Below are 18224 nucleotides of genomic sequence, written 5' to 3'. Positions count from 1 at the left end.
CTGTCCTCTTCTTGAAATTGGGTGCTCAGGCGGCGGTGTCGATGCAGAGGTATTTGAGCTCGGTGAAGGCCTCGAGCCCGTGGCGTGAGCCCTCGCGGCCCAAGCCGGATTGCTTCCAGCCGCCGAAGGGGATGGGACCGCCGGTGATCTTCACGCGATTGATCGCCACCATGCCGTATTCCAGCGTGCGGCCGAGGCGCATCTGGCGGGCGCCATTCTCGGTGACGACATAGGCAACCAGGCCATATTCGGTATCGTTGGCACGGGCGACGACCTCTTCCTCCGTATCGAAAGTGGCAAGTGCGGCCACAGGCCCGAAAGTCTCCTCCCGCATGATCAGCGCATCCGCCGGAACATCCGTCAAAAGCGTCGGCTGATAGAAGAGCGGGCCGGCCCTATGGCGGCTGCCGCCGGCAACGAGCCGGGCGCCACGCGCCAACGCGTCAGCGACCTGGTCCTCGATCTTGACGACGGCGCGTTCATGCATCAGTGGCCCGATTTCGCTGTCAGCCTCGATGCCTGCGCCGACCTTCAGCGCGCCGATGCGCGCGGCAAAAGCCGTGGTGAAGGCATCGGCAATGCGCCGCTGGACGAAAATGCGGTTGGCGGCAAGGCAATCCTGGCCCGATGTCGCAAACTTGGCGCCGACGGCGATCTCGACGGCTTTCGCGACATCGGCATCGTCGAAGACAATCAGCGGCGCGTGCCCGCCGAGTTCCATTACCAGCCGCTTCATGGTCGGCGCGCACTGGGCGGCGATCAGGCGGCCAACCTCGGTCGAACCGGTGAAGCTCATGGCGCGCAGGCGGCTATCGCTGCACATCCGTCCGACGATCGTTGCGGCATGGCCGGTGACCACGTTGAAGACGCCAGCGGGAATGCCGGCCCGTTCGCCGAGTTCGGCAAGCGCGAGGGCCGAAAGTGGCGTCTCCGAAGAAGGGTGGGCAACGACCGTGCAGCCTGCGGCAAGTGCTGCGCCCGCCTTGCGGGTGAGCATGGCGGAAGGGAAATTCCAGGGTGTGACGACGCCGACGACCCCAAGCGCCTCGCGCCGCACGATCATTTCCGCTCCGGCCAGATGGCTGGTGACGCTTTCGGCGTTCAGCCGCTTGCCTTCTTCGGCATACCACTCGATGAAGGAGGCGGCGTAGTCGATCTCACCACGCGCTTCTGCAAGCGGCTTGCCCTGTTCGAGCGTCATGATCAGCGCCAGATCTTCCCTGGCGGCGAGCATCAACGCGTGCCATTCCCGCAGGATGGCCGCGCGGTGCTGCGGCAGCATCGCGCGCCAAGCGGCAAAGGCCTGCGACGCCGCATCGATGGCCATTGCCGTCTCCTCCGCATCGAGGCTCGCAACCCAGGCCAGCGTTGCTGACGAGGCCGGATCGGCAACAGCGAAGCTTTTGCCTGTCGCCCCCGCGATCCACCGGCCGCCGACATAGGCGAGATCGCGTAGGAGATGACGGTCGGCAAGCCGTGACAGCGCATCATGATGGTCGGGGCGGGCAAAAACGGCGGTCATGTCCAATCTCCTCGTTGCGGTGACGTGAAGTCTTCCACAAGAGCCGACGAGAGATTGTCCTTTACCGAAGGCGGAAAGAGACAGACGGTCTAAAGGACGGCCGTCTGCTAGACAGAGTGTCTACGAGACAGTCTGTTCTTCCCCGGAGGCGGAGAAGGAAGAGACCGGAAGGACTGTGTCCTCCTTCACCGTCTTGGTGACGATGTAGGTGAAGTAGCGGTCGATGCCGAGTTCGCGGTCGAGAAGACCGTCGACCAGCCGCTGATAGGCGTCGATATCGGCCGCCATGATTTTCAGGATATAGTCGACGCCGCCGCCGACCGACCAGCAGGCGACGATCTCGGGGGTTGCGGCAACGGCGCGCTCGAAGCGCTCGAAATCGGCCTGGCGATGATTGGCGAGCGTTACTTCCATCATCACGCTGGCCACCGGCGCAATGCGCCGCGGGGCGATTCGGGCGTGGTAGCCGGTAATGATCCCTGCCTTTTCGAGCTTGCGCAGCCGCATCCAGCACGGCGTCGGCGACAGCCCGGCCTTTTCGGCCAGCGCCAGCTTGGTGATGCGGCCGTCGTGCTGGACGGCGTCGAGGATGCGCAAGTCGATGGCGTCGAGCTTCATGGCGCTTTCTTCAGAAAGAAATCATTTCAAACGCGGCGAAAAGACAATGGAAGCGCATTTTGGCATTGTCAATTGAACTGATTTTCAGCAGTGTTGAAATCATGACAAATTGGCGCCCTGATCCCTCGCAACTCCGTCGGCCTGCCTATCTCTCGCTCGCCGAGCAGATCGCCAATGCGATCACCGACGGCAAGCTCTCTGACGGCACGCAATTGCCGCCGCATCGCAAGCTGGCGGATGATTTGCATCTTTCCGTGCAGACGGTGAGCCGTGCCTATGACGAGCTGAGCCGCCGGGGGCTGATATCGGGTGAGATCGGACGCGGCAGCTTCGTGCAGACGCGGCCGCGCGAGCCGGAGCCGCCTTATCTGCCGGAACGACTGGGGGAGGTAATCGATCTTTCGATCCTGAAACCGGTGTGCGAGCAGATCCATCTGGAAAGACTGCGCCAAGCCTTTGGCTGGCTCTCCGAGAATCTGCCGTCCAGCTCGGCCCTGTCGTTCCGGCCGAATATGGTTTTTCCCCGCCATCGCGTCGTTGCCAGGGAATGGCTGGCGCGCTGCGGGCTCGACGTATCGCCGCTGAACGTCAGCCTGACGAATGGTGCGACCTCGGGCATGACGGTGGCGCTGATGAGTGTCGCCCCGCCCGGTTCGACCATTGCCACCGAGGCGATCAGCCATCATACGCTAGTGCCGCTCTGCGGCTATCTCGGCCTGCACCTCGAAGGGTTGGCAATCGACGAGGAGGGGATGATTCCCGAAGCGCTGGACGAGGCCTGTCGAACGGGGCCGATCCGGGCGATTTTCCTGCAGCCGTCGGTGATCAATCCGATGGCGGCGCTGATGAGCGCGGAGCGCCGGCGGGCGCTAGCCGCCGTCGCCGCCAAGCATGACATAGCGATCATCGAAAACGATATTCTCGGGCCGATGATCGAGGACCGGGCGCCGCCGATGGCGGCCGTTGCGCCGGAGCGCACGCTTTACGTCACGAGCTTTACGAAGATTACCGTTCCCGGCCTCAGGATCGGCTACCTTGTCGCGCCCGACCGCTATGTTGCCGCCGTCGCCAACCGGCATCTCGTCTCCAGCTGGATGGCGACGCCTGCCATGGCCGAGATCGCTAGTCGCTGGGTCAGCGATGGCACGGCGATGGAACTCGTCAACTGGCAGCGCCGCGCCCTTGTCGGACGCCATGCGATCGCGGCGGAGATGCTGGCCGGCCTGTCCTATCGAACGCACCCGCAAAGCCTGCATGTATGGCTGCCGCTGTCCGGCAGCCATACGGAGGATGGTTTCGTGTCGCAGGCAAGGCTGCGCGGCGTGGCGATTGCGCCGGGCAAATCCTTCCACACCACCGATCATGGCTGGACGCCAGCGGTGCGCATATCGCTCGGCTCGACGACGGAAGGCGAGCTGCGAACCGGACTTGGGATTGTCGCCTCGCTGGCGCAGGGAAATCCGGAAGAGCTGCTGCTCGCGATTTGACGCCGGCGCTGCATTTGTCGGCAGCGCAGAATAATTGTCATGATATTATTTTACGAATTGACATGATTTTCGTGGACCGTCATCGTTAGGTTATTGCTTGTCTCAACAAGGAGAGACATGAATGCCTGCGCCCATCATCCGCATCGACAACATCGTTAAGAGATACGGTCCGCTGACCGTGCTCGACGGTCTGTCGATGAATGTTATGCCGGGCGAGAAGCTGGCGCTGATCGGGCCTTCAGGCTCCGGCAAGACGACGATCCTGCGCATCCTGATGACGCTGGAGACGATCAGCGGCGGCCATATCGAGGTCGACGGCGAGCAGCTCTACCACATGCCTGGTGGCAGCGGGCTGGTGGCGGCCGATGAGCGGCACCTGCATCGCATGCGGGAAAAGATCGGCATGGTCTTCCAGCACTTCAACCTGTTCCCGCATAAATGCGTCCTCGATAACGTGACGCTGGCGCCGATGCTGACCAAGGGAATCAAGCGGCCGCAAGCCGAGAAGCGGGCGATGGAGCTTCTCGATATGGTCGGCCTAGCCGACAAGGCGAAAAGTGTGCCGGCGCAGCTTTCCGGCGGGCAGAAGCAGCGCGTCGCCATTGCCAGGGCGCTGGCGCTGTCGCCGAAGATCATGCTGTTCGACGAGGTGACCTCGGCACTCGACCCGGAGCTGGTCGAGGAGGTGCTGAACGTCATGCGGAAGCTCGCTTCCGAGACCGATATGACGATGCTTCTCGTCACCCACGAAATGGGCTTTGCCCACGACTTTGCCGACCGCGTGCTGTTCTTCGATCGCGGCAGGATCGTCGAGGAAGGCAGGCCCGGCGACATCTTCCGCAATCCGACGCAGGAAAGGACGCAGACCTTCCTGCGCAAGATCATCGCGGCTGGGCACCGCGTCTGACCTCAGACATTGCCCGCAAAGAACAAAACGCAAAGAGAAAAGCCAGAGGAGTTGGGAACGATGAAAGCAGGATATGTTTTGAGCGCCGTCAGCCTGTCGGTGCTTCTGGTTACGGCGGCCGCTTCGGTATCCGCCGCCGATGACAAGCTCGAACAGCTGAAGGAACAGGGTTTTGCCCGCATCGCCATCGCCAACGAGCCGCCATTCACCGCCGTCGGCGCCGATGGCAAGGTTTCGGGCGCCGCCCCCGATGTGGCGCGCGTGATCTTCGAAAAGCTCGGCGTCAAGGAAGTGGTCGCCTCGATCTCGGAATACGGCGCGATGATCCCCGGCCTGCAGGCCGGCCGCCATGACGCGATTACGGCGGGCCTCTTCATGAAGCCCGAACGCTGCAATGCCGTCGCCTATTCCGAACCGATCCTGTGCGACGCTGAAGCCTTTGCCCTCAAGAAGGGCAACCCGCTGAAGCTGAACAGCTACAAGGATATCGCCGACAACCCGAACGCCAAGATCGGCGCGCCGGGCGGCGGCACGGAAGAGAAGCTGGCGCTGGAAGCCGGCGTGCCGCGTGACCGCGTTATCGTGGTTCCGGACGGGCAGAGCGGCATCAAGATGCTGCAGGACGGCCGCATCGACGTCTATTCGCTGCCGGTCCTGTCGATCCACGACCTGTTGACCAAGGCGAACGATCCAAACCTCGAAACCGTCGCGCCCGTCGTCAATGCACCGGTCTATTGCGACGGCGCCGCCTTCCGCAAGCAGGACGTTGCGCTTCGCGATGCCTTCGACGTCGAGCTGAAGAAGCTGAAGGAATCGGGCGAATTCGCCAAGATAATCGAACCTTACGGCTTCTCGGCCAAGGCGGCGATGTCGACGAGCCGCGAAAAGCTCTGCGCCGCAGCCAAGTGACCTGATGTAAGCAACCGGCCATGCTCCCGCCATGGCCGGTTGCCCTTCGCACCATCTCCAGAGAAGTGAGCTACCGATGTCGGTGTGGTCCGGCTATCTGACACTGATCCTTCAAGGCGCCTTGGTGACGCTCGAACTGACGATCATGGGCTCGGCGCTGGCGCTCGTCATGGCTTTCCTGGCCGGCCTCGGCCGCCTGTCGCGTTTTTTTGCCGTCCGGGCTCTGGCGACCGCCTATATCGAATTCTTTCGCGGCACCTCAATCTTCGTCCAGCTCTTCTGGGTCTATTTCGTCCTGCCCTTCGCGGGATTGACCTTGACGCCGCTGCAGGCGGGCGTGCTGGCGCTCGGCCTGAATGTCGGCGCCTATGGCGCGGAGGTGGTGCGTGGCGCCGTCAAGGCGGTCGGGCGCGAACAGTCGGAAGCCTGCATCGCGCTCAACCTCTCGCGATACCAGCGCATGCGCCATGTCATCTTGCCGCAGGCGTTGCCGCTGATGCTGCCGACCTTCTGCAACAATGCGATCGAGCTTTTGAAGGGTACGGCCGTGGTGTCGCTGATCTCGCTGACGGACATGACGTTTCAGGCGCAGGTGGTGCGGGCGCAGACCGGCAATACGCTGGTGCCCTTCGCGACGATCCTCATTCTATATTTTTTCATGGCCCTCGCGATTTCGACGGCAATGCGCTGGCTCGAGCGGCGGATGGCGCGTGGCGTCGACGGCATAAGGGCCTGACCGGATGGAATGGGATTGGGACTTCGTCTGGCAGATCATGCCGACCCTTCTCGAGGGGTTCAAGATCACTATTCTAGCCACCATCCTCGGCGCCGCTGTCGCGATGGTGGTCGGTCTGGCGCTTGCCATTGCGCGGCGATCCCCGGTCGCCGCCGTCTCACGCACGGTCGGTTTCGTCTCCGAATTCATTCGCGGTACGCCGCTGCTGGTGCAGCTCTATTTCATCTTCTATGTGCTGCCGGATATCGGCATTCGGCTGTCGCCGCTAACCGCCGGCGTCATAGGCATGGGGATTCACTACGCGACCTATACCGCCGAGGTCTATCGCGCCGGCATCGAGAACGTCTCGCGCGGACAATGGGAGGCGGCCAGGGCTACCAATCTGACGACGCGCCAGACCTGGATTCACGTGGTCCTGCCGCAAGCCATTCCGCCGATGATCCCGGCGCTCGCCAATTATTTCATTGCCATGTTCAAGGAAACGCCGCTGCTTTCGGCGATCACTGTGCTCGAGTTGATGAACCAGGCCAAGAGCATCGCCAACAGCAACTATCGCTACATCGAACCGATGACGCTCGTTGGCGCCTTCTTCCTCGTCATCAGCCTGATCTCGGTCGTAGGCTTGCGCTGGCTTGAGGAGCGTTACGCCAGGATGGATGACTGACATGACCTCTGGAATCGAAATCATCCCCGCCGGCCGGCGGCCACGGCTGGATGACCGGCCGCTCGAAAAGCGCATCGGCCTCGTCATTCTGGCGACTGATCACACGAGCGAAGTCGACTTCCGGCGCATGGTCGCCAGCGACCGCATCGGCGTCTATGTCAGCCGCATCCATTATGCCAATCCGGTCACGCCGGAAAACCTTCTGAAAATGCAGCCGTCTTTGACGGAAGGCGCCGGGCTGATCCTGCCGGATGAGGCGCTGGATGCGATCATGTATTCCTGCACCTCCGCCTCGGTCGTCATTGGCGACCGCAATATCGAAGCGGCGATCCACGCTGCTAAGCCGGGCGCTTCAGTGGTGACGCCGACGGCGGCGGCGATGAAGGGCCTGAAGGCGCTCGGCGCCCGCCGGATTTCGGTGCTGACGCCTTATACGATCGAGACCAGCCGGCCGATGGCGGATTATTTCGCAGCTCTCGGCTTTGCGATCGACCGCTTCACCTGCCTCGGCCTGAGCGACGATCGCGAGATGGCTCGGATTGCGCCGGATGAGATCGCCGTCTTCGCGCGTGAGGCGCTGGCGCCGCGGTCCGACGCGCTATTCATCTCCTGCACGGCTCTGCGCGCCGCACAGGTCGCCGCCCGCATCGAAGGCGAGACCGGCAAGCCGGTGGTGACCAGCAATCTCGCAACCGCCTGGGCCTGCCTGAGGCTTTGCGGCGAAGATCGGGTGCGGCCCGAGTTCGGCCGGCTGATGACCATGCCCTATGGGGAAGGCTGAGATCATGGTGAGCACCTTGCCGGTTTCGCTGGAGGATATTCGCGCAGCGGCGCGGCGGATCGCCGGCCGGGTCGTCGAAACACCGATGGTGCTGTCGGCATCGCTTGCCGAGATTGCCGGCGTTCCGGTCTGGCTGAAGCTCGAACATCATCAGACGACGGGCAGCTTCAAGCTACGCGGGGCGACCAATGCGGTGCTGTCATTGTCACCGGCAGAACGCGCACGCGGCGTCGTCGCCGCCTCCACCGGAAATCACGGCCGGGCGCTTGCCCACGCCGCGAAGGCGCAAGGCGCAGTCGCGACGATCTGCATGTCGCGGCTGGTGCCGGAGAACAAGGTTGCGGAAATCCGCCGTCTCGGCGCCGATGTGCGCATCGTCGGCCGATCACAGGACGAGGCGCAGCAGGAAGTCGACCGGCTGGTGCGGGAGGAGGGGCTGATGATGATCCCGCCTTTCGACCATCCTGACGTCGTCGCCGGGCAGGGAACGCTCGGGCTCGAAATCGCCGACGCCTTGCCTGAGGTGGCAACGGTGCTGGTGCCGCTTTCGGGCGGCGGCCTTGCGGCGGGCGTCGCCGCCGCGGTCAAGGGCGTCAATCCCAAAACCAAGGTGATCGGCCTGTCGATGGAACGGGGCGCGGCGATGAAGGCGAGCCTCGATGCCGGAGGGCCGGTGCAGGTCGAGGAGATGAGGAGCCTCGCCGACTCGCTCGGCGGCGGGATCGGCCTCGACAATCGCGTGACCTTCGCCATGTGCCGCGAACTTCTCGACGGCGTCGTCCTGCTGACAGAGACGGAGATCGCCGCCGGCATGCGCCATGCCTATGCCTGCGAGGGCGAGGTCGTCGAGGGGGCGGGCGCAGTCGGCATCGCAGCGCTGCTGGCCGGAAAGATCCGCACCGGCGGCCCGGTCGTTGGGATCCTTTCGGGTCGGAATGTCGACATGGAACAGCACCGCCGCGTGATCAATGGCGAGGATGTGGCGTTCGCGGAGGATACTGCATGATTATTCTGACGGAAGCGGAATTGCGAGAGATCGTCGGGCTCGATCCAGACGCGGTCGCTTGCGTCGAGCAGGCCTTCGCCGCGCTTGCGACGAAGGCGGTCGCCATGCCGCCGATCCTGCGACTCGACATTCCGGAGTATCGGGGCGAGGTCGATGTGAAGACCGCCTACATTCCCGGCATCGAGGGTTTCGCGATCAAGATCAGCCCCGGCTTCTTCGACAATCCAAAAATCGGTCTGCCGAGCACCAACGGCATGATGGTGCTGCTGTCGAGCCGGACCGGCCTGGTGCAGGCGCTGCTTCTCGACAACGGCTATCTCACCGACGTGCGCACCGCCGCGGCCGGCGCCGTCGCGGCAAAACATCTGTCGCGGCAAAATTCCAGCGTGGCGGCAATCTTCGGCGCCGGCATGCAGGCGCGGCTGCAGCTGGAAGCGCTGACGCTAGTGCGGCCGATCCGTGACGCCAGGATATGGGCGCGGGATGCGGCCAAGGCTAAGGGCGTGGCTGCAGAACTGGCGGCAAGGCTCGGCTTTCCCGTCAACGCGATATCCGACCCGCGGGAAGCAATGTCCGGCGCCGATATCGTGGTGACCACCACGCCCGCGGAAAAACCGATTATTGGAGCCGGCTGGCTCGGACCCGGGCAGCATCTGACGGCCATGGGATCGGATGCCGAGCACAAGAACGAGATCGATCCCGCGGCCATCGCCGGCGCCGGCCTCTATGTCGCCGACAGCCTGAAGCAGACGCGCCGGCTGGGTGAGCTTCACCATGCGATCGAAGCGGGCCTCGTCGAAAGGGATGCCGATTTCGCCGAACTCGGCCGGATCGTCGCAGGGCGAATGCCGGGCAGGACGGGCGACGAGCAGATCACCATCGCCGACCTCACGGGAACCGGCATTCAGGACACCGCCATCGCCACGCTCGCTTTTGCCCGCGCCGGCGCGGCGAATGCCGGCACCACATTCGAAAGCTGACCGGCGCGGCGCCGGACAAGAAGGGAAGAGATATGACCCAGCCCCATCTGAAGTTCTCGCTCGGCGAATATGCCGAGCGCCTGGAAAAGACACGGCGTGCCATGGAGGCGAAGGGAGTCGACCTGCTTATTGTCAGCGATCCCTCGAATATGGCCTGGCTGACCGGCTATGACGGCTGGTCCTTCTACGTGCATCAGGCGGTGATCGTGCCGCCGCAGGGCGAGCCGATCTGGTTCGGCCGCGGCCAGGACGCCAACGGCGCCAAGCTCACTGCCTATCTCAGCCACGACCACATCGTCGGCTATCCCGATCACTACGTGCAGTCGACCGAGCGCCACCCGATGGATTACCTCTCCGGCATCCTGACGGAACGCGGCTTCGGCAAGCTGACGATCGGCGTCGAAATGGACAATTACTGGTTCTCCGCCGCAGCCTTCGCCGCGCTGCAGAAGCATCTGCCGAATGCGCGTTTCACCGATGCGACCGCGCTGGTCAACTGGCAGCGCGCGGTCAAGAGCGAGACCGAGATCAAGTACATGCGCAATGCCGCCCGCATCGTCGAAGCCATGCATGCCCGCATCTTCGACAAGATCGAAGTCGGCATGCGCAAGTGCGATCTGGTGGCGGAAATCTATGATGCAGGCACCCGCGGCGTCGACGGCATCGGCGGCGACTATCCGGCCATCGTGCCGCTGCTCCCGTCCGGCGTCGAAGCATCCGCACCGCATCTGACCTGGGATGATCGGCCGCTGAAGAAGGGGGAGGGCACCTTCTTCGAGATTGCCGGCTGCTACAATCGCTATCATCTGCCGCTGTCGCGGACCGTCTTCCTCGGCAAGCCGACGCAGGCCTTTCTCGATGCCGAAAAGGCGACATTGGAAGGCATGGAAGCCGGTCTTGCGGTCGCCAGACCCGGCAATAGCTGCGAGGATATCGCCAATGCCTTCTTCGCGGTGCTGAAGAGATACGGGATCGTCAAGGACAACCGCACGGGTTACCCGATCGGGCTTTCCTATCCGCCGGACTGGGGCGAGCGCACCATGAGCCTGCGGCCGGGCGATCGGACCGAGTTGAAGCCCGGCATGACCTTCCATTTCATGACCGGCCTCTGGCTCGAGGACATGGGGTTCGAAACGACGGAGAGCATCCTCATCACCGAGAGCGGTGTCGAATGCCTCGCCAACGTGCCGCGCAAACTGATGGTCAAGGATTGAGGCTGTCATGACAGAGACTGGCTTGCGGCCGTCGCCGATCAGCGCGACGGTGGATTTCGCCGCCGAAGGCGTCCAGCACGGTTTCCTGAGGCTGCCTTACAGCCGCGACGATTCCGCCTGGGGCTCGGTGATGGTTCCGATAACGGTGGTCAGGAACGGCAAGGGACCGACGGCGCTCCTGACCGGCGGTAATCACGGCGACGAGTACGAGGGACCGATCGCGCTCTTCGATCTCGCCCGCGCGCTGCAGGCAGAGGAGGTGAGCGGCGCTGTCATTATCGTGCCGGCAATGAATTACCCGGCATTCCTTGCGGGAACCCGGACCTCGCCGATCGACAGAGGCAACATGAACCGCAGCTTCCCGGGTCGTCCGGACGGCACGGTGACCGAAAAGATCGCCGATTATTTCCAGCGTGTGCTTCTGCCGATGGCGGATCTCGTGCTCGACTTCCACTCCGGCGGCAAGACGCTCGATTTTCTCCCGTTCTGCGCAGCGCACATCCTGCCGAACAAACAACAGGAGGCGCAGGCTTTCGATTTCGTGACAGCCTTTGCCGCACCCTATTCGATGAAAATGCTGGAGATCGATGCGGTCGGCATGTATGACACGGCGGCTGAAGAAATGGGCAAGATCTTCATCACGACCGAGCTCGGCGGTGGAGGTACCGCCACGGCCAGAAGTGCGGCGATCGCCAAACGTGGCACCATGAACGTGCTGCGACATGCCGGTATCGTCGCCGGCGCCGTCGATACCGAGCCAACGACCTGGCTGGATATGCCGGATGCCCGCTGTTTCTCTTTCGCTGAACAGGGTGGTTTGATCGAGCCCGCCATCGATCTCGGTGAAGCGGTCGCAAAGGATGCCGTCATCGCTCGCATCTATCCGACGGGCAGGACGGGTGAGGCGCCGGGCGAGATCCGTGCCGCCATGGAAGGTATTCTCTGTGCGCGGCATTTCCCGGGGCTGGTCAAATCAGGCGATTGCGTTGGGGTCGTGGCGATTGTGACGAACTGAACGGCGACTGGCATGTGGTGAACGTCACCTTCCGATCAACATCAAGCTGCCTTCCGCGCTCTTGACCCGGCAGTTGCCGCATCGGTCTGGAAGCGACCGACAATCCCTTCCAGCGTCAGCGTCTGGCCGCCGAGCGCACGGCAAGCTGAGACCGTTTCCGCGGCCATGGCGGCGTTGCGCTGCGTGACCTCATCGAGCGCATTGACGGAAGCATTGATTTCCCCGATCGCCACCGTCTGCTCGGAGGAAACCGAAACGATGCGGGCGATCAGGTCGGCGACCTGCTCGACCTGGCCTTCGATTTCCATAAGCGCCTTGCCAGTGCGGTTGACGAGCTCCACACCGGTGGAAACCTGAGACGATGACGTGGAAATCAGAGATCTGATCTCCTTGGCGGCATTAGCCGAACGGAGGGCGAGCTCACGTACTTCCTGCGCTACAACGGCGAAGCCTTTGCCCGCTTCGCCTGCGCGGGCGGCTTCCACACCGGCGTTGAGCGCCAGAAGGTTGGTCTGGAAGGCTATCTCGTCAATGACGTTGACGATCTCACCGATCTGGGCGGACGAAGCTTCGATCTTCTGCATGGCAGCGATCGCATCGCGAACGATGGCTGCCGAATGTTCGGCGCTGCTGCGCGTCTCGGCCATCATGCCGGTCGCCTTGCCTGCATGGTTCGAAGCATCCTTGGCCTTGGCGTTCATTTTGCCGAGCGCGCTCGTTGCCTCTTCAAGCATCGCTGCCTGCTGTTCGGTACGCAATGCAAGGCTGTCGGCGGCATTCGTGATGCCGGCGGAGGAGCTGCCGACCTGCCTGGAGGTCTGGGCGACCTCGGCCACTGAGGCCGAAAGCGCGTTCATGCTGTCGTTGAACTTGGCGCGCAAGCTCTCGTAGGCGGTGGCAAAGGGTGTCGTGAGGCGGCAATCGAGATTGCCGTGCGACAGCTGATCCAGGCCGTATGTCAACTCGTCAATAACCGTTTCGCGTGTCCGCTCCTCGGCCGCCTTCTCAGCCATCTGGCTGCGCTCGCGCTCGAATTCGGCATCGCGAAGGACCGCTTCGCGCTTCTGCGCGTCTTGACGTTCCAAGGCGTTGCGGCGGAAGACCGCGACGGCCTTGGACATGGCGCCGATCTCGTCGGAACGGTTCGCATAGGGAACTTCGGTCGAAAAATCGCCCTCGGCAAGATTGCCCATATAGGCCTTCATGCCGTCGAGCGGCACGATTGCCCGGCGGCGCAGGAAATAGAGCCCGACCAGCAGCAGAGCGAAGGAGCCGAAGCCGGCAGCTCCCGCATAGATCGTCCAGGTCACGATTTCAGAAGCTGCGTTCTTTTCCTCGCCCTTCAGGAAAGCGTCGGAATTTGCGACGAGCTTCTCCACAGCATCCTGGTGCGTATGGAAGGCGACGCGCAATTGCTCGATCGCGCCGTGCGCCTTGTCTTCGTCCTTTGCTTTCAGTGCCGGGATGATCTCGCGGTTCATCACCTCCCAGAATGCATCGCCCTTGGTCAGCACATCGCTTTCAAGCTCATCCTTCAAAGCCTGCGGCAGCCTGGTGGTTTTCCAATAGGCGCGACGGTCGTCGTAAGCGGCTTTCAGATTGGCGATCTTCGCCAGATTGGTTTCGGTGAGCTCGGGAAATTTGCTCGCCTCGAAGGAGAGCATGTAGGATTCGACCACGAAGAGCGGCGGCGGCAATATATCGGCAATGAGATCCTTGCCGTAGACCACCTGCTCGTAAACCGGGCCGTTGACCTTCAGCCTTTCAAGCGCCGATTGCTGCAATCCAATCGACATGAAAAGGCCGGCTGAAACGGCGATGCCAAAGGCCACCAGACTGCGCGCAATGGTAAATGCCAAGACTGTCTCCAAATAACTTTTGACTTCTCTTCTTCGAGATGCCTGATCTGCGTATGCCATTATTTCGCGAGAACACTGAAATATGGTTAACTTCTTACTCAGGTGAGAAGTCGACTGACTGTCCAGGGCCGAGGCCGCCGTCCAAAATTGGGGTGATCAGGCCATATAGCCGTTTAGCCAGCCATCATCTGCCATTTGATGGCTGTGGCGGAAAACATTCGTTGCAAAGAAGATCAGATGGCCGAACGAAGCTTTGCGTTTAAAGCGCAAAGGCGCCAGATCTTACGCACCCTCTAGCCTGCCGCAAACCGCTCGATAGCCGACATTGTCGAGCGGGCTCTGGATTCCTATGAAATACGCCAAGCCGGGCGAGAGCTGGCGATGTCCTTCTATGCTCGGCTTTCCCCAGCAAAGCGAGAGGGACATTGATCTTGAAGGCGTCATCACGGAAGGCCAGGCAGCTGCTGGCGGAGCCCGACTGGTCGAAACGGTCCCGCGCCAGCGCCATCAACGCGGCCATCAGTTTGTCGCCGCCGCTGGTGGTGGCTCGGTCGAGCCGACTGGCTGCGGTTGATTTATTTTGAAATCCTACTACAGGAGAGGATGTCCTGGGATGCGGATGTCGAGCTCTTGCTATAGGAATAGGAGGAGACTGACGCGGCGGCTGAAAAGGTCGGCATAAGCGCTCCATGGCCAGAGGTGGGGTGCAAACGCATTACAGAACCATTTAGGTCTCTCCGTCGAACTACCGATGCCGCAACCGGAAAAATCATCCCTCAGCAACAGCAGGCTGCTTTTCAGGATCGATGGCATGCGCTTCGGCAAGGCGGTGTGATCGTCATGGATATTGCCGACGAGCGCGCAGAGGAGCCGCGCAGACGGGGGCGGCCGAAAGTCTCTAGCGACGAAGACAAGCGGACGCATATCGTTGAAGTCGCCCGCCGCGTTTTCGTAAAATGTGGCTATGCCGGAAGCACGACCGCAGTGGTCGCCTCGGAGGCGGGTGTTTCCAAGCAGACGCTCTACAAGCTGTTTCAGAGCAAGGAAGACCTGTTCGCCGCCGTGGTCGGCGCACATCGGCGCCTGATGCTCGACCTACCCAGACCCGCTGAAGAGATCCCGATCGCCGAGAGCCTCGAACGTATATTCATGATCGATATGGACGAGGACCTAGATGCGGAACGCGCCGGTTTCCTGCAGCTCGTCTTTCGCGAAGCTGCGCAATTTCCCGAGCTTATCGACATTCTCCAGCGCGAAGGCATACTCGCCAGCCGGCAGCATCTCGCCGACTGGCTGAGCGATCGCCGGGCGGAAGGCAGGCTGTCGCTGGATGATCCGGAGAGCGGCGCCCGCATGCTGATGGATATGATCTTTGGCGGCATGGGCCCACCGGAAGGCCGCATGCAAGCCTGGCCCGACCGGAGGCTGATGCTTGCTCATCTTGACCGCTGCATCGCGATCTTCGCCGTCGGCGTCGGGGCCGCTTAGACGCCGCCAATTCCTCGATCAAGTGCCTACCGCTTGCCTCTCAACTGTTGCTACCGGCCGAATCGAGCCACTGGTCTCGACCGTACTCTGTATTTCGACTTCGAATTCCTGATTGGATTATTGATAGAACCATATGATTCGATTTGGCCATATGCAGCTGGCCCCGCCTGTTTTCAGCAAAGACCAGAAGCTTCAACCACTGCTGCCGACAGGCTTTCGCGCGGCGTTGCCCTGCTGGAGCAAATCCAGCCAAAGTGCGTCGCGGTTGCACATCCGGAATTGCGGCTTCACCACCGATACGCTGCCTGCCGTGGCAACTCAAAGGCAGCGAAATGCGCCGACTGCACTTGCGGTGGCCTGAAAAAGACTCACCAGCCTCCGCTTTCGCTGAAGTCTGGCTGCTCCGCCATCGTCAATGCGGGGTTGCGATCTTTGCGGACTTGAAAGCCACCTGCCGGCCCAGAGCGTGCAGGTCGAATATTCACTTGAGCCGCTCTGATCTCACTTCCGTGTCTGCCGAGGTGGCGATTTCTCACATAAGTCGTCGCTGTGCGGCGCTGCCGGATCGCCACGCACATAACTGCGCGTTTTTCGCCACGGCCCATTGACAATTCATCCCCAATGGCACTTGATACATCATTCCAGTAAAACAGACATACGTCCATTATATTGGAATAAGAGAAGCCAATCACAAGGGGAACGCCATGACCATTTCCTTTCGCGCCGGCCTGATGTCGCTGGCCCTCGCCGCCTTGGTGTCGACGCCTGTGCTCGCCGAGGGCAGCAAGCTCGATGAAGTGCTGGCTCGTGGCCATCTCGTCCTCGGAACCGGCAGCACCAACGCGCCCTGGCATTTTAAGAGCGCCGACGACAAGCTTCAGGGTTTCGATGTCGACATGGGCCATATTATTGCCAAGGCGCTGTTCGGCGATCCTGAGAAGATCGAATATGTGAACCAGTCTTCGGACGCTCGCATTCCGAACATCACTACCGATAAGGTCGACATCACCTGCCAGTTCATGACTGTTACGGGCGAACGCGCCCAGCAGGTCGCCTTCACCATTCCCTATTATCGTGAGGGCGTCGGCCTGATGCTCAAGGCGGACGGAAAATATGCCGACTATGCCGCCCTGAAGGCTGCCGGGTCCTCGGTCACTATCTCGGTTCTCCAGAACGTTTATGCCGAAGCTATGGTGCACGCGGCATTGCCGGAGGCGACCGTCGACCAATACGAATCCGTCGACCTGATCTATCAGGCGCTGGAGTCGGGGCGTGCTGATGCCGCTGCCACGGATCAGTCGTCGCTCGCCTGGTACATGACGCAGAACCCGGGCCGCTACAAGGATGCCGGCTACGGCTGGAATCCACAGACCTATGCCTGCGCCGTCAAGCGCGGTGATCAGGACTGGCTGAACTTCGTCAACACCGCTCTTCATGAAGCGATGACCGGTGTCGAGTTCGACTTCTACGCCAAATCCTTCAAGACCTGGTTCGGCAAGGATCTGGCGCCGCCGCAGATCGGCTTCCCCGTCGAATACAAGTGACCGCAATACGGGGCGGGAGCTTGCTCCCCGCTCCGCTGGAATAGGATGATCTTAGTCCAGGTCGGGCTAAGATCTAAGTCCACTTCTGAATCGAATGGTTGGAGCATGACGTCTTCCGGGCCGCTCGTAGATTCGGCGGCATGCTCCGGTCTGAAAGGACCCGTATGGGTTACACACTGAATTTCGCTGCCGTCTGGCGCAATTTCGACTTTCTCTTAAGCGGACTTGCCCTCAGCCTCGGCCTTGCCGTGATCTCGATCCTGATCGGGGCCGCAATCGGTCTTGTCGTGGCTTTCGCGCTGACGTCGAGGAGCCGCTTCGCGCTCGTGCCCGCGCGCGTCTATGTCACTGTCATTCGCAACCTGCCGATTCTCGTCCTGGTGCTTTTCGCCTTTTTCGCGCTGCCGCAGATGGGCTTGCGCCTCGACAAGCTGAAAAGCTTCGTGCTGGTTCTTTCGCTCTATTCCGGCGCCTATCTCGCCGAGGTGTTCCGCGCCGGACTGCTGTCGATCCCGAGAGGATTGACGGAAGCGGGCCTCGCCATCGGCCTGACGGCAATGCAGATCCGCAGCTCGATCATCGCACCGCTGATGCTGCGCAACGTGCTGCCATCGCTCTCCTCGACGATCATCTCGCTCTTCAAGGACACCTCGCTCGCCGCCGCAATCGCCGTGCCCGAGCTGACCTTTGCCGCCCGCAAGATCAATGTCGAGAGCTTCCGCGTCATTGAAACATGGATGGTTACATCAGCCCTCTATGTCGCGACCTGTTTCATCATCGCCGCCTTGATGCGCCTCGTCGAGCGCCGTCTGGCCCTGCCGAGATAGTCCCGATGTCTCACGCTTTCCTCGAACAACTCTGGATCGCCCGCTACGTCATCATGAACGGCATTGCGATGACGGTGTCGATTTCGCTGCTGGCCATTCTCGCAGGTTCCGTCCTCGGCGTTTTCGTCGGGCTGGCGCTCGTCTATGGCGGCATGATTTTACGCCTCCTCGTACGCGCCTATACGGATATCATCCGCGGCACGCCGGTGCTCGTGCTCGTGCTGGCAAGCTATTATGTCTCCGCCGCGGTCGGTCTCGATCTGGGGCCGTTTTCCGCCGGCGTGCTCGCTCTTGCGATCTTCTGTTCTTCCCATGTCGGCGAAATCGTACGCGGAGCGCTTCAGGCGATCCCGAAGGGGCAGACGGAAGCAGCCAAGGCGATCGGCCTGACCTTCACCCAGACCTTCACCTCGGTGCTGTGGCCGCAGGCCATGCGCCAGTGCCTGCCGGCCTGGGTGAATACGGCGGCCGAGATGGTGAAGGCTTCGACGCTGCTCTCCGTCATCGGCGTCGCCGAGCTTCTCCTGCGCACGCAGGAGATCATTTCCCGCAATTTCATGAGCCTCCAGTTCTATTTTCTGGCCGGCGGTCTCTATTTCATCGTCAACTACGGCATCGAGCACTTCGGCAAATATGTCGAGCGCAAGACCGCCCTGCCGTCCTGAGG

17 protein-coding genes and 1 pseudogene are annotated in these 18224 nt (G+C 61.9%); 15 read left to right on the top strand and 3 right to left on the bottom strand.

Annotated elements, in window-relative coordinates; all coding sequences use genetic code 11:
- Window positions 1-25: 25 nt before the first annotated feature.
- Complete coding sequence (locus tag GGI60_RS16265; RefSeq protein ID WP_183934654.1) at window positions 26-1522, bottom strand: NAD-dependent succinate-semialdehyde dehydrogenase; 1497 nt, start codon at window positions 1520-1522, stop codon at window positions 26-28.
- Window positions 1523-1642: 120 nt separating this feature from the next.
- Window positions 1643-2140, bottom strand: a complete 498-nt coding sequence (locus GGI60_RS16260) for an Lrp/AsnC family transcriptional regulator (protein ID WP_183934653.1) — start codon at window positions 2138-2140, stop codon at window positions 1643-1645.
- A 101-nt stretch (window positions 2141-2241) separates the two neighbouring features.
- Between GGI60_RS16260 and GGI60_RS16255 the strand changes: the two genes are divergently transcribed.
- From GGI60_RS16255 to doeB, 10 genes are all read left to right on the top strand, one after another.
- Window positions 2242-3627 carry a PLP-dependent aminotransferase family protein gene (locus tag GGI60_RS16255; protein WP_183934652.1) on the top strand — a complete coding sequence of 462 codons (1386 nt, stop codon included), beginning with the start codon at window positions 2242-2244 and terminating at the stop codon, window positions 3625-3627.
- Window positions 3628-3748: 121 nt separating this feature from the next.
- The gene (gene ehuA / locus GGI60_RS16250; RefSeq protein WP_020919732.1) at window positions 3749-4534 is read left to right on the top strand and encodes an ectoine/hydroxyectoine ABC transporter ATP-binding protein EhuA; all 786 of its coding nucleotides are present in this window, start codon (window positions 3749-3751) and stop codon (window positions 4532-4534) included.
- 60 nt (window positions 4535-4594) lie between these two features.
- Complete coding sequence (gene ehuB / locus GGI60_RS16245) at window positions 4595-5443, top strand: ectoine/hydroxyectoine ABC transporter substrate-binding protein EhuB (RefSeq protein ID WP_183934651.1); 849 nt, start codon at window positions 4595-4597, stop codon at window positions 5441-5443.
- A gap of 76 nt (window positions 5444-5519) precedes the next feature.
- Entirely contained in the window at window positions 5520-6179 is a 660-nt protein-coding gene (ehuC, locus tag GGI60_RS16240) for an ectoine/hydroxyectoine ABC transporter permease subunit EhuC (RefSeq protein WP_183934650.1), read from the top strand.
- Window positions 6180-6183: 4 nt separating this feature from the next.
- On the top strand, window positions 6184-6843 hold the full coding sequence (ehuD, locus tag GGI60_RS16235; RefSeq protein WP_183934649.1) for an ectoine/hydroxyectoine ABC transporter permease subunit EhuD: 660 nt from the start codon (window positions 6184-6186) through the stop codon (window positions 6841-6843).
- A 1-nt stretch (window position 6844) separates the two neighbouring features.
- Complete coding sequence (eutA, locus tag GGI60_RS16230) at window positions 6845-7624, top strand: ectoine utilization protein EutA (protein WP_183934648.1); 780 nt, start codon at window positions 6845-6847, stop codon at window positions 7622-7624.
- A gap of 4 nt (window positions 7625-7628) precedes the next feature.
- The gene (eutB, locus tag GGI60_RS16225; protein ID WP_183934647.1) at window positions 7629-8630 is read left to right on the top strand and encodes a hydroxyectoine utilization dehydratase EutB; all 1002 of its coding nucleotides are present in this window, start codon (window positions 7629-7631) and stop codon (window positions 8628-8630) included.
- On the top strand, window positions 8627-9610 hold the full coding sequence (gene eutC / locus GGI60_RS16220; protein ID WP_183934646.1) for an ectoine utilization protein EutC: 984 nt from the start codon (window positions 8627-8629) through the stop codon (window positions 9608-9610). Before eutB ends, eutC begins: the two co-directional genes overlap by 4 nt.
- 32 nt (window positions 9611-9642) lie before the next feature.
- A complete protein-coding gene (gene doeA / locus GGI60_RS16215) occupies window positions 9643-10824 on the top strand; it encodes an ectoine hydrolase DoeA (RefSeq protein ID WP_183934645.1) in 1182 nt (393 codons plus the stop codon).
- Window positions 10825-10831: 7 nt separating this feature from the next.
- Complete coding sequence (gene doeB / locus GGI60_RS16210) at window positions 10832-11839, top strand: N(2)-acetyl-L-2,4-diaminobutanoate deacetylase DoeB (RefSeq protein WP_183934644.1); 1008 nt, start codon at window positions 10832-10834, stop codon at window positions 11837-11839.
- A 41-nt stretch (window positions 11840-11880) separates the two neighbouring features.
- Here doeB and GGI60_RS16205 read toward each other — a convergent pair whose 3' ends face one another.
- Window positions 11881-13698, bottom strand: a complete 1818-nt coding sequence (locus GGI60_RS16205) for a methyl-accepting chemotaxis protein (protein WP_183934643.1) — start codon at window positions 13696-13698, stop codon at window positions 11881-11883.
- A gap of 263 nt (window positions 13699-13961) precedes the next feature.
- Between GGI60_RS16205 and GGI60_RS32085 the strand changes: the two are divergent.
- The 5 genes and pseudogenes from GGI60_RS32085 to GGI60_RS16185 form a co-directional block, all read left to right on the top strand.
- A pseudogene (locus GGI60_RS32085) lies at window positions 13962-14179 on the top strand (plasmid stabilization protein); the annotation flags it as partial.
- 359 nt (window positions 14180-14538) lie between these two features.
- A complete protein-coding gene (locus tag GGI60_RS16200; RefSeq protein WP_183934642.1) occupies window positions 14539-15186 on the top strand; it encodes a TetR/AcrR family transcriptional regulator in 648 nt (215 codons plus the stop codon).
- A 704-nt stretch (window positions 15187-15890) separates the two neighbouring features.
- A complete protein-coding gene (locus GGI60_RS16195; RefSeq protein ID WP_183934641.1) occupies window positions 15891-16730 on the top strand; it encodes a transporter substrate-binding domain-containing protein in 840 nt (279 codons plus the stop codon).
- Between the two features lie 164 nt (window positions 16731-16894).
- Window positions 16895-17557 (top strand): amino acid ABC transporter permease, encoded by a 663-nt coding sequence (locus GGI60_RS16190; RefSeq protein WP_183934640.1) that lies wholly within the window; start codon window positions 16895-16897, stop codon window positions 17555-17557.
- A 5-nt stretch (window positions 17558-17562) separates the two neighbouring features.
- Window positions 17563-18222 (top strand): amino acid ABC transporter permease, encoded by a 660-nt coding sequence (locus GGI60_RS16185; RefSeq protein WP_183934639.1) that lies wholly within the window; start codon window positions 17563-17565, stop codon window positions 18220-18222.
- Window positions 18223-18224: the final 2 nt, after the last annotated feature.

This window comes from Rhizobium lentis, assembly GCF_014200175.1.
In the GTDB taxonomy this organism is placed as follows: Bacteria; Pseudomonadota; Alphaproteobacteria; order Rhizobiales; family Rhizobiaceae; genus Rhizobium; species Rhizobium mulingense.
Note: the sequence above shows the minus strand (reverse complement) of the source record. Positions and strands in the feature narration are given on the sequence as shown.

What these genes read in the sequence shown, in the direction of transcription:
- eutA (WP_183934648.1), top strand. Translation starts at nt 6,845, where the DNA reads ATGACCTCTGGAATCGAAATCATCCCCGCCGGCCGGCGGCCACGGCTG.
- ehuA (WP_020919732.1), top strand. Translation starts at nt 3,749, where the DNA reads ATGCCTGCGCCCATCATCCGCATCGACAACATCGTTAAGAGATACGGT.
- GGI60_RS16195 (WP_183934641.1), top strand. Translation starts at nt 15,891, where the DNA reads ATGACCATTTCCTTTCGCGCCGGCCTGATGTCGCTGGCCCTCGCCGCC.
- ehuD (WP_183934649.1), top strand. Translation starts at nt 6,184, where the DNA reads ATGGAATGGGATTGGGACTTCGTCTGGCAGATCATGCCGACCCTTCTC.
- ehuC (WP_183934650.1), top strand. Translation starts at nt 5,520, where the DNA reads ATGTCGGTGTGGTCCGGCTATCTGACACTGATCCTTCAAGGCGCCTTG.
- eutC (WP_183934646.1), top strand. Translation starts at nt 8,627, where the DNA reads ATGATTATTCTGACGGAAGCGGAATTGCGAGAGATCGTCGGGCTCGAT.
- ehuB (WP_183934651.1), top strand. Translation starts at nt 4,595, where the DNA reads ATGAAAGCAGGATATGTTTTGAGCGCCGTCAGCCTGTCGGTGCTTCTG.
- GGI60_RS16265 (WP_183934654.1), bottom strand. Translation starts at nt 1,522, where the DNA reads ATGACCGCCGTTTTTGCCCGCCCCGACCATCATGATGCGCTGTCACGG.
- doeB (WP_183934644.1), top strand. Translation starts at nt 10,832, where the DNA reads ATGACAGAGACTGGCTTGCGGCCGTCGCCGATCAGCGCGACGGTGGAT.
- GGI60_RS16200 (WP_183934642.1), top strand. Translation starts at nt 14,539, where the DNA reads ATGGATATTGCCGACGAGCGCGCAGAGGAGCCGCGCAGACGGGGGCGG.
- GGI60_RS16190 (WP_183934640.1), top strand. Translation starts at nt 16,895, where the DNA reads ATGGGTTACACACTGAATTTCGCTGCCGTCTGGCGCAATTTCGACTTT.
- GGI60_RS16260 (WP_183934653.1), bottom strand. Translation starts at nt 2,140, where the DNA reads ATGAAGCTCGACGCCATCGACTTGCGCATCCTCGACGCCGTCCAGCAC.
- eutB (WP_183934647.1), top strand. Translation starts at nt 7,629, where the DNA reads ATGGTGAGCACCTTGCCGGTTTCGCTGGAGGATATTCGCGCAGCGGCG.
- GGI60_RS16185 (WP_183934639.1), top strand. Translation starts at nt 17,563, where the DNA reads ATGTCTCACGCTTTCCTCGAACAACTCTGGATCGCCCGCTACGTCATC.
- doeA (WP_183934645.1), top strand. Translation starts at nt 9,643, where the DNA reads ATGACCCAGCCCCATCTGAAGTTCTCGCTCGGCGAATATGCCGAGCGC.
- GGI60_RS16255 (WP_183934652.1), top strand. Translation starts at nt 2,242, where the DNA reads ATGACAAATTGGCGCCCTGATCCCTCGCAACTCCGTCGGCCTGCCTAT.